This window comes from Litchfieldia stipae (assembly GCF_014837155.1).
In the GTDB taxonomy this organism is placed as follows: domain Bacteria; phylum Bacillota; class Bacilli; order Bacillales; family Bacillaceae_L; genus Litchfieldia.
Window position 1 is genome coordinate 72,628 of sequence record NZ_JACYHA010000012.1, and the last position, 15,957, is coordinate 88,584.

At 37.5% G+C, this 15,957-nt stretch carries 12 protein-coding genes; 6 read left to right on the forward strand and 6 right to left on the reverse strand.

Features of this window, described 5'->3' with window-relative positions; genetic code table 11:
- Positions 1 to 11: 11 nt before the first annotated feature.
- From F7888_RS14400 to F7888_RS14410, 3 genes are all read right to left on the reverse strand, one after another.
- Positions 12 to 782, reverse strand: coding sequence for an ABC transporter substrate-binding protein (locus F7888_RS14400; protein WP_191780535.1), 771 nt, complete (start codon positions 780 to 782; stop codon positions 12 to 14).
- A gap of 415 nt (positions 783 to 1,197) precedes the next feature.
- Positions 1,198 to 2,364: a M20 family metallopeptidase gene (locus F7888_RS14405; RefSeq protein WP_191780537.1), complete on the reverse strand. Its 1,167-nt coding sequence runs from the start codon at positions 2,362 to 2,364 to the stop codon at positions 1,198 to 1,200.
- Between the two features lie 170 nt (positions 2,365 to 2,534).
- The gene (locus F7888_RS14410) at positions 2,535 to 4,268 is read right to left on the reverse strand and encodes a two-component system sensor histidine kinase NtrB (RefSeq protein ID WP_191780539.1); all 1,734 of its coding nucleotides are present in this window, start codon (positions 4,266 to 4,268) and stop codon (positions 2,535 to 2,537) included.
- A gap of 365 nt (positions 4,269 to 4,633) precedes the next feature.
- Here F7888_RS14410 and F7888_RS14415 point away from each other — a divergent pair, with 365 nt between their 5' ends.
- Positions 4,634 to 6,049, forward strand: coding sequence for a flavin-containing monooxygenase (locus tag F7888_RS14415; RefSeq protein WP_191780541.1), 1,416 nt, complete (start codon positions 4,634 to 4,636; stop codon positions 6,047 to 6,049).
- Between the two features lie 263 nt (positions 6,050 to 6,312).
- On the opposite strand, the gene F7888_RS14420 is transcribed toward F7888_RS14415, so the two are convergent.
- The 3 genes from F7888_RS14420 to brnQ all read right to left on the reverse strand — a co-directional run bounded on the left by F7888_RS14420 (position 6,313) and on the right by brnQ (position 9,792).
- On the reverse strand, positions 6,313 to 6,936 hold the full coding sequence (locus F7888_RS14420; protein WP_191780543.1) for a hypothetical protein: 624 nt from the start codon (positions 6,934 to 6,936) through the stop codon (positions 6,313 to 6,315).
- Between the two features lie 10 nt (positions 6,937 to 6,946).
- Positions 6,947 to 8,116: a ParM/StbA family protein gene (locus F7888_RS14425; protein ID WP_191780545.1), complete on the reverse strand. Its 1,170-nt coding sequence runs from the start codon at positions 8,114 to 8,116 to the stop codon at positions 6,947 to 6,949.
- Between the two features lie 380 nt (positions 8,117 to 8,496).
- Positions 8,497 to 9,792 (reverse strand): branched-chain amino acid transport system II carrier protein, encoded by a 1,296-nt coding sequence (gene brnQ / locus F7888_RS14430; protein ID WP_191780547.1) that lies wholly within the window; start codon positions 9,790 to 9,792, stop codon positions 8,497 to 8,499.
- A gap of 333 nt (positions 9,793 to 10,125) precedes the next feature.
- On the opposite strand from brnQ, the gene ahpC reads away from it, so the two are divergent.
- The 5 genes from ahpC (at position 10,126) to rodA (ending at position 15,953) form a co-directional block, all read left to right on the forward strand.
- On the forward strand, positions 10,126 to 10,689 hold the full coding sequence (gene ahpC, locus F7888_RS14435; protein ID WP_191780549.1) for an alkyl hydroperoxide reductase subunit C: 564 nt from the start codon (positions 10,126 to 10,128) through the stop codon (positions 10,687 to 10,689).
- Between the two features lie 12 nt (positions 10,690 to 10,701).
- Complete coding sequence (gene ahpF, locus F7888_RS14440) at positions 10,702 to 12,231, forward strand: alkyl hydroperoxide reductase subunit F (protein WP_191780551.1); 1,530 nt, start codon at positions 10,702 to 10,704, stop codon at positions 12,229 to 12,231.
- A gap of 297 nt (positions 12,232 to 12,528) precedes the next feature.
- Positions 12,529 to 13,974, forward strand: coding sequence for a L,D-transpeptidase family protein (locus F7888_RS14445; protein ID WP_191780553.1), 1,446 nt, complete (start codon positions 12,529 to 12,531; stop codon positions 13,972 to 13,974).
- 146 nt (positions 13,975 to 14,120) lie between these two features.
- Positions 14,121 to 14,777: a helix-turn-helix domain-containing protein gene (locus F7888_RS14450; RefSeq protein WP_191780555.1), complete on the forward strand. Its 657-nt coding sequence runs from the start codon at positions 14,121 to 14,123 to the stop codon at positions 14,775 to 14,777.
- Between the two features lie 30 nt (positions 14,778 to 14,807).
- Positions 14,808 to 15,953 carry a rod shape-determining protein RodA gene (rodA, locus tag F7888_RS14455; protein ID WP_191780557.1) on the forward strand — a complete coding sequence of 382 codons (1,146 nt, stop codon included), beginning with the start codon at positions 14,808 to 14,810 and terminating at the stop codon, positions 15,951 to 15,953.
- Positions 15,954 to 15,957: the final 4 nt, after the last annotated feature.

Genomic DNA, 15,957 nt, shown 5'->3' on the forward strand with positions numbered 1-15,957 from the left:
TTCCATTATATTTATTCTTCACTTAACCATTTTTCTTTAAGTTCATCTAACTTCCCGTTTTCTTCCATCTTCTCAATAACCTTGTTCACTTCTTCAACAAAATCACTGCCTTCCGGGAAAGCAACAGCCATTCCAGGCGAGCTCGTCGTCGGATCATCAAATCCTGCTAAATCTTGCTTCTCGATATAACCAGTTGCTACTGACTTATCAAGATACGCCACATTAATACGATTAGATAAAAGCTCTTGAATCAATGTTTGCGCACTGTCCACTTGCTTGATCTCAAAATCATAATCTTCTTGAAGCTTCTTCGCACCCTCTTCTTGGATGGTTCCTAATTGAACACCTAAAGTTTGACCTTTTAAGTCATCAATTGTTTTGATGTTTGAATCCTTCAACGTGATAAACATTTCACCTGAGTGGTTATAAGGAATTGAGAAATCAACGTTCTTGTCACGCTTTTCAGTCGCTGACATTCCAGCTAGGACGATATCAACACGGTTTGTTTGTAAAGCACCAACTAATCCGTCAAATTTCATATCTTTAATTTCTAGTTCAAAGCCTAACTCATCAGCAATATAGTTTGCTAAATCAATATCAAAGCCAACAATTTCACCGTCTGTGTTTCTTGATTCAAATGGAGCAAAATCAGCTGAAGTCCCCATTACAAGTTTCTTCTTTTCAGTTGTTGCATCACTACCAGTTGTGTCATTTTCAGTCGTACCACAAGCCGTCATAACTAATAATAATAGTGCAGTCATACTCAATAATATCTTTTTCATGTCGTCTCTCCTTCAATATTTATATAAAAATGTTAATGATTTTTTATTCAACGAAGTGAATATTAACACAGATTTATTATATTGAAAAGATATTTAGAAAATGTAATAATATTCAAAAAACTATCATATTCCTTAGTAATAGTGTGTACAAAAATTCAATTTTTATCAAAAATGCTATTTTTACAAAATGATGTGTTAAAAATGAATGAAAGGGGCTCATTATCTAGCAGCAGGAATACACTCAAGACTCCCGTGAGATTAGTAGCCAAAGTGAGACCCCGCAGGAGCAAGCGACGAGGATGCTCACCGGTTACCCCACAGGACGCGGAGTCTATTCCTGCTGCGGGTTTTACGAGATACACCTTCATATGAATATAAAAAAGCACCCTAAAATAGGGTACTTAATGAATGAAAATTAGTTATTCGTACGCAGCTTGAATTCAGATTGCATTTTTTCAAAGATTTCTTTGTTTGTGATTAAATCAAAGCCTGTTTTTGCTAAAGCTAATGCACCTCTTGCTAAGATTGCATGTGAGTTATCGGTAATCGTTATATCGGCAAATTCCTGTGTATGAGCAACTAACCCAGGAGAATCTAGTCCGATGTAAGGATGGATGGCAGGAACAACCTGACTTACATTTCCCATATCAATTGAGCCATAAGAGCCCTTAGCCTTCTTCACTTCTTCTACACCAGTCGATAACAAATTCTCATTAAATAAATCAGATAACGTTTTGTTTGTAATCATATTGTCGTAGCTTAATTCATAATTACTTATTTCTAGTGTTGCTCCTGTCATTAAAGCTGCACCTTCAGCGATCTTCTTGACCTTCTCGACAACCTCATTCAAGTACGCTCGATCCTTAGCACGTACATAGAATTGGGCAACGGCTTTTTCAGGGACAACATTAGCTGCAACTCCGCCCTCTGTTATAATTCCATGGATACGAACGTCTGATGAAACATGCTCACGGATTGCATTGATTCCATTAAAAAGTTGAATCACTGCATCAAGAGCATTGATTCCCTTTTCTGGCGAAGCCGCCGCGTGACTTGGCTTACCTCTATAATCAAATTGAATGGCATCCATGGCTAGTGAATCGCCACTTTCATATGATTCATCAGACGGATGCAAGATCATTGCCGCATCAATATCATCAAAGATTCCTTGTTCTGCCATTGGCACCTTTGCACCATTTGTTTCCTCTGCAGGTGTACCTAGTACTACCACTCGTCCACCTATTTCATTCACTACTTTACTTAATGCCACACCCGCTCCAGCGCTCATCGTTCCAATCATATTATGACCGCAACCATGTCCTACACCTGGTAATGCATCGTATTCTGATAAATAAGCGATCGTTGGACCTGATTTTCCGCTATCATATACTGCTTTAAAGGCAGTCGCTCGGTCAACAATTCCTTTTTCAACAACGAATTCATGTCCTTCTAAAAACTCAACTAATCGCTCCATTGAAGCAAATTCTTGATCCCCTAGCTCTGGATGATGATACAAATGATCACTAATTCCCCACAATTTATCTTGTATTTCCTCTACATGACTTTTTAATTGGTCCTTCATCCTCAAAACTCCTCAAAATTATTATTGTTATATGATTATTCAAATTATTTTACCTGTATAAATATACATATTACATGATTAAATTCGTTTCGACAATAATCTTTGTGTATCCACTTATTGACCAAACAAAAAAACCTCGATGATCTATCGAAGGTTTTCGTGTGCTTCTATTAGTTTTCTTCTATTAAAGGTAGACCGATTAAAAACAAACTTTTTTGATTTTCGTCTCTGATTAATGATATTTTTCCATGGTGGTTCTCAATGATACGTTGAACAACCGTAAGTCCCAAGCCTGTTCCTGAGGCTTTCGTTGTTTGAAACGGCTCGAACAATTTATCTTCTATTTCAACTGGAATCCCCGGACCACTGTCCTGAATATATAAATAATAAGAGCCATCATGTGTTTTTGAAGATATCGAAATCCAACCAGTATTCCCAATCGCTTCACTACTATTTCTGAAGAGATTATAAAACACCTGTGTCATTTGTTTGGCATCTAATAAGAGTGGAGTTCGTTCGATATTTAACTTAAAGTTAATTTCTTGCCCAGTCTCATTTGAGTCAAACAACGGAAGAATCTCCTTCACAATATCTTCGAGAAAGCCTTCCTTTAATAGTGGATTCCCTGGTTTCGCTAATAACAACATCTCTTCAACAAGTGAATCCATTCGCTTAAATTCCTTTAATAGCAACGGGAGATGATATTTCTCCTTATCAAGATCCTGGAGTGATTCATTCATTAATGTCAAGAAACCTTGAATTACTGCAAGAGGATTTCTTATTTCATGGGCTGCCCCTGCTGCTAACTCTCCTAATATAGCGAGTTTTTCCGATTGATTGATTCGCTTTTCTAGTTCCTCTGTATCCGTTATATCAATAAAGTATATAATTCTACCAATTAACTGCTGGTACTGATCAATCAGTTCTGATTGTGATATTAATAACAGATGTCTTTCCTCGTCTGTTTCATACTCAGCTTTGATGTTTTTGAATTTTTCATGTGAAGAGACATAATGCCAAAAAAGGGAGTCGTGTGACCCTTCTTTTTGTAATTTCTCTTTTAATTCAGTAAGATTCATTTTTAACAATCTTGAAGCAGCTGTGTTTAGATCCACCTTCGAAGTCTCATCCTCAATTGTAATCACCCCAACTGGCAGAGAATTCAAGATTTGTTCTCTGTAGACTTTATCTTTTGATACTTCTTCATATAAGCGGACCGTTCTTTTAAATTCCACAGATAGTAATATTATAATGAATAAGAAAATTAGTAATCCAAAAACAGGATGTGGTTCATTTAGCATTACAATCAATATATATGAAGCTGCAAGTATCACTAAATAAATCGATAGTGTATTTTTCAAAAAATCTTTAATTATTTCCCAAATCGGATTTGTTTGGGAGGTAAAGTAAAAGCAGGGGGTTATTAAAATAATATTCAAGATAAAATATGTAATAAGGGCACCTAATAAGGCATAAATTTGTTCCAAATCAATAAGACCGACTTTGCCTCCAAGGAATACATACATATAATAGGAACCTGTTAGCATTATTGAGTAGATTGATATATTAAATATATAATTCCACCATTTTTTTATCTTAGGTATACGAAAGATTGCACTGATCAAGTTACTTATAAACAGTAATAGTAAAGCTATCTCTATCCCAAAAGTAATAAGGGATGCCATATATATGGCGGTATCCATAGAAAAGAGAACAACGCCTTTTGGCGGTTTTGGGATATTAAAGTAATCACAAATAATGATCCCAACAGCCATGGCACCAAACAAGATCCAATCAATATAAAAAGTTGCTAATTTTATTTGAGAGATAAACACACCTAAACTAATCAGTACAATGATCAATTTATAGACATTAGTCCCCTTTTCAGAAAATAAAAAATTCAAATATATCACTCTCTTATGAGTTATTTATGGATGAAACTAGTACTTTTATTCTAGTTTATCCTAACTATGAAAGCAATTATACAGTTATTGTAATTTCTAAGATTTTTCTTGATAACAAACGATTGTCACAGATCCGCCCTATTATTTTATTAGAATAATGATTTTTGGTCATACTCACTTATTTGATTTTTTCCACAGTACTAAAGTCATGAGTTTAATTAAATTTCCTTCTAGTGATTATAACCAAATACCATACGTGATTTTAGCTAGGTTACACATGCCCTCTTATACATAGAAATGATACTATAGGCAAAAGAGCAAACTGGTCGTTTACACTAATCGTATGTTGGAAGGAATGAAGTTGTATGAGTTTAGAGGCTTTAACCAAACAAGTAAAAACAGATCTTTCTTATCTTTCTTTTAGTGGTTCAGATTGGGTACGTCCACTGACTCATCCTGAAGGGCATGTCTATGATGTTGTCATTGTTGGTGGTGGACAAAGTGGACTTGGTGCCGCATTTGGTCTATTACGCGAACGAATTTCGAATATCCTTGTCATTGATGAAAATCATGAAGGGTATGAAGGACCTTGGGAAACTTATGCACGGATGGTTACACTACGCACACCAAAACACTTGACCTCGATTGATTTAGGAGTTCCTTCATTAACTTTCCGGTCGTGGTGGGAGGCTCAGTTCGGACAAAAGGGTTGGGATGAAATAGACAAGATTCCAAGAGGAGATTGGATGAACTATTTGCGTTGGTATCGACATGTTCTTGGACTCCCTGTAATCAATGAGGTGAAGCTAAATCTTGTCGAACCAACAGAAGAGGGGATTCATCGACTACATATTGAAGGCGCAGGAGCACCCTCTGCTACATTACTTGCACGAAAAGTAATTCTTGCGACTGGTATACAAGGTGGTGGCGAATGGCATGTTCCCTCACTAATCTCTGAAAATCTTCCCCGTAAGCTCTATGCTCATACCTCTGAAGCGATTAACTTTGACATGCTTAAAGGAAAGAAGATTGCTATTTTAGGAGGCGGTGCATCTGCCTTTGATAATGCTAACTTCGCCTTATCAGAAGGTGTAAAGGAAGCCCATGTATTTGTCAGAAGGTCGAAGCTGCCTCGTGTGAATCCAATTCGCCAGATGGAGGTTTCTGGTATGATTGAACGATTTCATACCTTATCTGACGCTGATAAATATGCAGTCATCTCACATTTTTTCAAACTGAATCAACCGCCAACCAACGATACCTTTGACCGTGCTAGCTCATGGTCAGGATTTCAGCTTCACTTAGAGGCCCCATGGCTAGACGTAAAAGCAACAAATGAAGGAGCTGAAGTCACTACGCCACAAGGAACTTTTTCCTTTGACTTCTTGATTATTAGTACTGGTCTCCTCACTGATCCTGCATTACGTCCAGAATTAAGGCTTGTTGAACACCAGATCGCACGCTGGGGTGATGTCTATCAAGCTCCACAAGAACTGGAAAATCCTATGCTTGATGCTCATCCATATCTAAGTCCAGGGTTTGCTTTCACAAGTCGTGAACAGGATGACCGAAACAATTTACATGGTTTGTTTGCCTTTAATTATTCAGCTCTAATCAGCTGCGGAATTTCAGCATCTGCTTTATCTGGGATGAAGTTTGGGATTCCAAAGCTTGTAACAGCTGTGGCTGACCAGCTTTTCCTTGATGACCGAGAAACGATATTAAATGACTTCTACCAATATAATCAGATTGAATTTGTCGGTAGGTGGCCGAAATCTTAGATGGAACTACGAGGGGGGCTTTTTGTTAAGTGATGAATTAGCAGGCGGAAGATAAGGGGAGGATTTTCCGTTATTTGCTGAATCGAGCTCTTTTTAAAGCGAATAACGGAAGATTTTTCCGCTATCCGTTCTAATCATGCTCATTTTCGCCTTTTTTAAGCAAATAACCGAAATTTCTCCCTCTATTTAAGCCATTATTAATAAGAATTGCCAATTAAGCGGAATTTCTCCCTTTATTACCTACCACCTTGCCCCCCGCCACCTTAACTCCGATTCATCGTTGCTAAAAAATCGCCAAGCAGATCCTCCGCATCCTCTACAGTTTCCTCATTCTGATTCACTTCTTCAGAAGAAGCTAATTCTTTCCTTGCCTTTTCTAAATCAAAATGGAGCAGATCATCTTCTACATTCATTGTTACCGGAGCTTTCTGTGGCTTTATCCATTCAGTCTCAACATCTAGCATCATTTCCTCGACCTGCTCTATGTCTGGGGAGATATTCTCCTCCAACTCCTGTAAGTATAAAGCTTCATCAATATCTATCGCATTACTATTTAGAGCGGCTAAGATTGACGTGGCTCTGACTGGATCTGCTAATAATTGATATAGAATATTACCTAGCAATGCTTCTGAATGAGAGTGTTTGAGCCAATTTCTCTGTTCCTTTGTCAACTGCTTGGGGAGTGGAATGGTAATCGTTTCTCTTTCCCGAGAAAGAGCATTCCCCATTCCATCTAATGCAAATTGTGCAATTTTACTAGAAAAGTTTCTTTTCTCTGTTTCCTTTAACTTTTGGAGCTGTTTAATAAGATGATCAGGTGTATCTGATGGGATCCGAAATGTAATGGCTTGTCCCCTTTGTATTCGAGTTATTCCCTTACTTGTCATGAGATCACCCTTACTTCTCTACCGTTACTTTTTCTTTTCCTTTAGTCATCTTTCTCTCAAAGTCTGAGATTAATTTATAATAAGCATTGGCCATCATCCAGATGCTTTCTTTTTCATCTTCAAAAAAACCAATATTGTATCCATCTAAACTATTATTTAACATTTTCAGATAATCCTTTAAAACAATCGCTCCTCCACCGACAAAGTAGCAGATTTCTGTTTGTGAGTTCTTTTGCCAAATATTTCGAAGTAAGCGATATTGCTTCTTCGCTAAATCTAGTAGAATACGATCTGTAATATCGTGCACACTTGTCCGACTGCCCTTGACCATAATATGGTTTCGATCCTGTTTCTTTGTGATGATTTCAACAACATCTCTACGACTATCTAATTCAACACTATGCTTTGTCCGGATTTCTTCTCTAATCGCCTCCAATGATTCAGCCACCCCAAGATTAAATCCTTGTGCTTTATCATCATCGACATTTCGATTTTTGATCACAGCAATATCGGTCGATAACCCACCAATATCCTGAATCAGAATTCTTTTATCGACTAAATCACGATTAATAATATTTAAATCATGGTCCATCACTAAATTGATATATGCAGCAAATCCTTCTGGATAGACCTTCATTTGATCAAACTTAATATTTACTTTCAATCCTTGATACTTTGGTGTGACTAGAAACTCTACTTGGTGAACCGAACTAAGCAATCGTGATCGGTAGCCTACGTCTTTTCCTTCCTTTACTTCACGAAGTGGGAGGCCTGTACCAAGAATATAGTTCGCATCAATTGCAGAGCCATTCTTCTTAAAAGTAGCGGTATTTTGCTCACGCGCCGCATCCAAGGCCAAGGTAGCAAAGAGCATAACCAACGTCTGGTCTTCCTCTGATTTACTACTTCCTTGATCTAATTCAGTCGCATTGTCACTTTTCGTTGCTAAATTTCCGACACGGTAAATCACATTATTCTCTTTTAAAGCAGGGGAGTGGACTCTTATATGAATACCTTCTAATGGATCTTTGTCGTTCAACTCTTCGATTCCAATTACTGGCCGATCTTCTGTATCTCTAGCAATGACATTTGGAATATTAAGTTCAAAATCACATTTTCCAAATATCGCCTTTACGGAATCATTCCCTACATCGATTGCAGCAATTCTAGCATTACTCATAAAATCATCCCTTCCAATTAATATAAGAGGAATCTAGTACCCTCTATTAAAATGGTAAAGCAGGCTAGATCATTCCACAATCAATCAAAAGTTGTGTTCGAAAAAGAACACATGTATACATTTTTGTGTACATTATCAATTCATTACAAACCCCTTGACAGAACAGGATGCACACACCTTTGTTTACATGTATACGACATTGCATACAAATGTGTACAAATGTGTTTACTTGTTTACAAGGTGACATTCAGTACCTTCTATCCCCCTTTCTCCTTTGAAAATTGTTACTATTCGACTAATTCATTTGGACTGTACAAAAAATAGACACAAAAAATCTCAGCTAGCATCGCTAACTGAGAACCTTAGATCTTGATCCATATTTATTTTTTTATGGCTAGCCCCACAAGTCCACCAATAAAACTAGGGAACAACCACCCTATTCCCTCTTTATATAACGGAAGAAAGTTTAGTAAATCTGTCACCACCGCTATTTCAACCCCTGCATTTGATAATCCGTCATAAATACTTATGATCCCTGCGCCTATCATTGCTCCAACATAAACCGAACGTGGAATAGGTTTAATCGCATGTACAAGTGATAGCATAATCAACACGATCGTGATCGGATAAATAATTACAAGAAGTGGTAGTGAAAAAGCAATTAATTGATTTAACCCTAAATTAGCCATTGTAAAGCTAAAGAGACACAAAATCGCAATCACTACTGGGTATGACACCCCTTTAAAACGATTTGTAAGAAATTCTCCACACGCTGACACTAAACCAATCGATGTTGTTAAACAAGCACCAACAATAATCATTGCAAGTAGTACAGTACCAAGTGATCCAAATAAATGTGAGGTCACAGAAGAAAGAATTGCTCCTCCATTTTCCTGCATACCAATCGCGTCTACACTACTCGCACCAAGATAGGCCAACGCGATATAGACAAATGATAGGCCAGCCCCAGCAATGATTCCTGCTTTAATAGTATAAGACCGAATCGATCCCACTGTCGTAATACCTTTATCCTTGATTCGATTAATAATCACAATTCCAAACACAAGAGCAGCAATTGCATCCATCGTTAAGAAGCCTTCAAGGAATCCCTTAAAAAACGGACCCTCTAAGTATGTCTCTGTTGCCTGATTAACAGCTCCGAGTGGAGAGACTACTCCTCTAATAGCGATAATCACAATTAATAGAAGAAGAATGGGGGTCAGGATTTTCCCCACACGATCCACAAGCTTAGCTGGATTAAGCGCAAGCCAAAAAGTCACTGAAAAAAAGATGAGCGTTGAAATAAACAAACTGAATCCATTACTCACGGTTAAAAAAGGAACTACCCCTACTTCATATGCAACCGTTCCTGTACGTGGGATTCCGAAAAGTGGACCAATCGTTAAGTAGATAAGAACTGGAAAGACGAGAGCAAAATTTTTACCTACTCTTTTCGAAAGAATGTCTAAATCTCCCTCAACATTGGATATAATAATAATTGCTAACAACGGAAGGCCAACACCGGTTAACAAGAAGCCAGCAATCGCATGAATGATTGATGTTCCTGCTTGCTGACCTAGAAATGGTGGAAAAATTAAATTTCCGGCTCCCAAAAATAAGGCAAACATAAAAAAGCCTAAAGCAACTATTTCTCTTGTTCCTAATTTTTCTTTCATATATAAATGTCCTCCGATAATACGTAAACATGTTGTTAATAAAAAGTACTAAAGTAGTAGTGTAAGTTAAAATTAAATTTATTACTACAAAAATTTCGACAATAATAAATATTTTTCGTCATAATTCTTATGTAATCGTGAACATCCCAATTTTACCCTTAATCTTAGGTAAATTATCCGTAAAATTTCAGGCATATCCCTTGACACTGAATAATTGATACCATATGATAACAACTATATAATTAAAATAATTATAATTTAAGTAGTTAAGTTGCTTTTTTAACTAAAGGCAATTTTACATAATACTAACCAATATCTAGGAGGAATTTAATCATGTCTTTAATCGGAAAAGAAGTACTACCATTCGCAGCGAAAGCTTACTTTAACGGAGATTTCATTGATGTAACTGAAGAAAACTTCAAAGGAAAATGGAGCGTTGTTTGCTTCTACCCAGCTGACTTCACATTTGTTTGCCCAACTGAGCTTGAAGATCTACAAAACGAATATGCAACATTAAAAGACCTTGGAGTAGAAGTATACTCTGTATCAACTGACACTCATTTCACTCATAAAGCATGGCACGATCATTCAGAAGCAATCGGTAAGATTGAATATGTAATGATTGGTGACCCATCTCAAAAGATTTCTCGCAACTTCGACGTATTAGACGAAGAAGCAGGTCTTGCTGATCGTGGAACGTTCATCATCGATCCAGACGGTGTGATCCAAACTGTTGAAATTAACGCAGGTGGAATCGGCCGTGACGCAAGCACAATCGTAAACAAAGTAAAAGCAGCACAATACGTACGTAACAATCCAGGTGAAGTTTGCCCAGCTAAATGGCAAGAAGGTGGAGAAACTCTTAAGCCAAGCCTTGACCTTGTTGGTAAAATCTAAGGAGCGATATTAATGATACTAGATGCAGATATAAAAGCACAATTAGCCCAATATCTTCAACTAATGGAAGGCGATGTCCTTCTTAAAGTAAGTACGGGTTCAGATGATACGTCACGCGATATGACTGCTCTTGTTGAGGAGTTAGCGTCAATGTCATCACACATTAAAGTAGAGAATGCTCAATTAGAGCGCACTCCTAGCTTTAGTGTAAACCGTATTGGCGAAGATACTGGGGTAACATTTGCTGGTATTCCTCTTGGTCATGAATTTACTTCCTTAGTATTGGCTCTCTTGCAGGTTAGCGGAAGAGCTCCAAAGGTTGAGCAAAAAATGATTGATCAAGTGAAAAACATTAAAGGTGAATATCACTTTGAATCTTACATTAGCTTAAGCTGCCACAACTGTCCTGAAGTTGTACAAGCACTTAACCTAATGAGCATTCTAAACCCTGGCATCACTCATACAATGATTGATGGTGCTGCATTCAAAGAAGAAGTAGAAAGCAAGGAAATTATGGCTGTTCCAACTGTGTTCCTAAATGGAGAATCGTTTGGTAGCGGTCGTATGACTCTTGAAGAAATTCTTGGAAAAATGGGAAGCGGTCCAGATGCTTCAGAGCTATCTGACAAGGAACCATTTGATGTACTTGTTGTTGGTGGCGGACCAGCTGGAGCTAGTGCAGCAATCTATGCAGCTCGTAAAGGAATCCGTACTGGTATTGTTGCTGAACGCTTCGGTGGTCAAGTAATGGATACAATGGGTATCGAGAACTTTATTAGTATGAAATATACAGAAGGTCCTAAGCTTGTCGCAAGCCTTGAAGAGCATGTGAAAGAGTATGGAATCGATGTAATGAACCTTCAACGTGCAAAGCGTATTGAAAAGAAAGATCAAATCATTGTTGAACTTGAAAATGGTGCAATTCTAAGAAGTAAAACAGTGATCCTTTCTACTGGAGCACGCTGGCGTAATGTTGGTGTACCAGGTGAAGCTGAATTCAAGAATAAGGGTGTAGCGTATTGCCCTCACTGTGACGGTCCATTATTTGAAGGAAAAGACGTTGCTGTTATCGGTGGAGGAAACTCTGGTGTTGAAGCAGCGATTGACCTTGCAGGTATTGTAAAGCATGTAACAGTGCTTGAATTCATGCCTGAATTAAAAGCTGACTCTGTTCTACAAGATCGTCTGAACAGCCTTCCTAACGTAACTGTTCTTAAGAACGTTCAAACAAAAGAAATCACTGGAACTGACAAAGTGAACGGTATTTCTTACATTGACCGTGAAACAGGAGCAGAGCACCATGTTGAACTACAAGGTGTATTCGTTCAAATCGGTCTAGTACCAAATACTGACTGGTTAGGTGATACAATCGAACGTACTCGTTTCGGTGAAATCATTGTCGATAAGCACGGTGCTACAAATGTTCCTGGAATATTTGCTGCAGGTGACTGTACTGACAGTGCATACAAACAAATCATTATTTCAATGGGATCAGGTGCCACTGCATCATTAGGTGCATTCGATTACCTTATCCGTAATTAATTTAAAAAGTCGTATTCTATGTAACAAGTAGAATGCGACTTTTTTTATTTCCTCTCGCATTTATCCAATATTTTCTAAAAAAATATAAATAAATAACAAATACCGACAAATTTCCCCCTCTTCTATCTTGTAATATTGTATTTATAATTTAATAATATAGTAAAGGAACTGTAATCTTCTTCTCAGTTATTGGAAATAAATGATGTCAGATTACTAGATATCATTTTTCCAATCCCTATTACCATAAACTTTCTTGTAAATAAATTGTCCAATTTGAAGATAGATGGGGGTAAATGTATGGCAAATACTGCTAAACAACGGATGGAGCAGACAACTCTATCGCGGAAACAACAAGTCAAATGGTATAAGAACTGGAAATACATCTCACTCATAACGATTTCATTGATTATACTCGTCATTGGATCTATGAGTTATTATCAATACACACATTTTAATGAGAATAAAACCATCAATGGGATCGAGGTTAGTGGCTTATCTGCGAACAAAGCTCTTACCAAACTACAATCCTCCAAGTTAAAAAATGAAATCTATATTGGTGAAGAATTAGTGGTCACTGGCAAAGAAACACAAATGGGATTTACAGACGCAGATCTCCCAGAAATAAAGAAGCTGTTAAAAAACCAGTGGACATTCTTCCCTTCATTTGACTCAAAAGAGTATTCAATCATGCCAAGCATAGAGGATGACTATCGTAGCAATGAGTTAAAATCTGAACTTGAACAAAAGCTCATCTCCTTGAATCTTGACTTAAAAGCGCCTATTGATGCCACAGCTAGAATTGAAGATGGAAAAGTAGTCATTTCTGAAGGGTCTCCGGGTGAACAATTTGACGTTAATCAGCTCATAAAAGAATACGAGACTCATGAATATGTTAGTGACATTCACCTTGACCCGATTTATCGCGAACCAGTCATGAAGGATGATGAAGTCGTACTTAACCAAGAGAAACAACTGCAGGAATTTTTGCAACATACTGTAGAATACAAGGTTCAGGATGAAGTATTTCCATTAAAAGCAAGCGACCTAATTACTAAAGCATCGTTAACAGAAGATCTTGAAATCGTGATAGAAGCCGACAAGATTGAAAAGAAAATGACCGAAATTAATCATGACAAATCTACTTTAGGTAAAGACTTCACCTTTAAGACCCATTCCGGGAAAAGCATTCAAGTAAAGGGAAAAGGCTATGGCTGGGCACTTGATGTAGAAAAGGAAACTGCTCAAATTCTTGCCGCCTTTGAAAAAGGTGAGAAATCTCTGGCTGCCTCAAACATTTATGGTAACGGATGGAGCGGTGAAGGCTATGGCTATGACACTACATCAAACAACGGCATCGGCAATACGTATGCAGAAGTGTCCATTAAAGAACAACGAATTTGGATTTATCGAGATGGTAAATTAGTTGTATCAACAGATGTAGTCACAGGTAAGCATAGTACTGGAGAAGATACATCTCCTGGTGTTTGGTATATTCTCTACAAGCGCACCCCTTATACTCTTACAGGTAGTGCAGTTGGAAATCCAAATTATTCAATTGACGTAGATTATTGGGCACCATTTACCAACAGCGGCCAAGGCTTCCATGATGCAAGCTGGCGCACGAACTGGTCAAAGAATGCCTATCTCACTCAAGGCTCTGGTGGCTGTGTCAATGTGCCTCCAAATGTCATGAAAAGCATCTATGATAATCTCAGAACCTATGACCCAGTTATCGTCTATTAAACTCTTTAAAAAACAGGAAATCGCAAATAGATTTCCTGTTTTTTTATGCACATTCTCAGCCGTTGACAAAATGTCAACACTTCCTTATAGTTAAAGGAACTAGGGTATGTCGTGAGATCGGATGAGCTATCGAAAGGAAAGAAGTCATGTCTATTGAACAACAAAATCAATTAAGTTTGAGATTAAAAGAATTATTGAAACAACACTCTATCTCCATGGGCAAGCTAAGTGAGTTAACAGATATTGATAAAGCCACCATTTCAAGGATTATTAATGGCAAACGCAAAGCCAACCTACAGCATCTAGAGAAATTTGCTGATTGCTTTCAGATTCCCCTAACGGAATTATTGAAATCAGCTGGATATAAAATTGAACGGCAACACGCTGAGCCAGAATCTGATACCCATGCTTCATTAGAACCTATTCAGAGCCTTCTTGAAGCCTCTACTGCCTTTGATCGAACGTTCTCAATGGACAAGGTAAAGAAGCAACTAGAACAGTATGAACAGGAGTCTCAGCAGGAAGAAGGAAAAAGAACCATCTTCAAAAGCTTTGAAGAAAAGCTTAAAAATGTCGGTAGTATTGGTCCCTATATTACTCATTTGAAGGAAATGTATGAGAAATTTCGTCTAAAGCAAGGCACAAAAAAAGAATTGGCAATCATTGGTAGTGGGTTGCTGTATTTTATATTAACGTTAGATGCCATCCCAGATTACATTTTTCCCATTGGCTATTTAGACGATGCTATTGCCATTCAATTGGTGATTAATCTACTCTCCGTCAAGGGATCATCCATCTACTGATAGAATTTTTTCAAGAGAGGTTGAAATCAATTGAAGCAACCAGAAAGACAGATAGATTTCACATTATTATTCATCTTATTTTGTTTATTTCTTATTAGTATTGTGGCTGTATATAGTGGCTCGGGTCAATATCAAACAGACGACCCCTTCTACTATATGAAGAGACAAATCATTTGGTACATCATCGGGGTTGCCGTCATGATTGGCGTGGCCACCTTTGATTATGAATTACTAGAACGACTGTCTGCACCCTTTTATCTATCAGGAGTTTTTCTTTTAGTACTTGTCCACTTTTTTGGAACCTTTAAAAATGGATCACAAAGATGGTTAAATTTAGGCGTAATTGAGCTGCAGCCCTCAGAATTTATGAAAGTCTTTTTAACTATTTTTCTAGCAGCCATCTTAAACAAATATGGAGTGCAACGACTTTCTTTTAAACAAAGTATCCCTATTACGTTTAAACTCATTATGTTCACAATTATTCCCTTCGCCCTCATCCTTGTACAGCCTGACTTAGGTTCAGCATTAGTAATTGGAGCTGTATTTTTCACACTTTTAATTGTCTCAGGTATTTCGATGAAAATGATTTCCCTCTTTTCTGCTAGCGCCATCAGTCTTATTTCCTTCTTAGTCTATCTTCATAACCATTACTTTGAGGTTTTTTCAAAAATCATCAAGCCCCATCAATTGGATCGTATCTATGGCTGGTTAATGGCTGATGAATTCGCTTCAAGCTATGGTTATCAATTAACTCAGGCATTACTAGGGATTGGTTCTGGACAGCTATTAGGGAAAGGAATTCAACAAGGACAGCAAGTGCAAAGCGGTAGAATTCCTGAGGTACATACAGATTTCATTTTCTCAGTCATTGGTGAGGAATTTGGGTTTATCGGGGCGAGTCTATTAATTATCTTGTATTTCTTATTAATGTATCGAATTGTTAAAATAGCTCAGAATTCAAATAGCGTATATGGAATGTATATTTGTATTGGTACGGTTGGACTGTTGTCCTTTCAAATCTTCCAAAACATCGCCATGACGATTGGCTTAATGCCTATCACAGGACTAGCCTTACCATTTGTGAGCTATGGGGGCAGTGCACTATTAACCAATATGATGGCACTAGGATTAGTCCTAAGCGTCAATATAAGAACTAAAAAATATATGTTTGATTAATTAG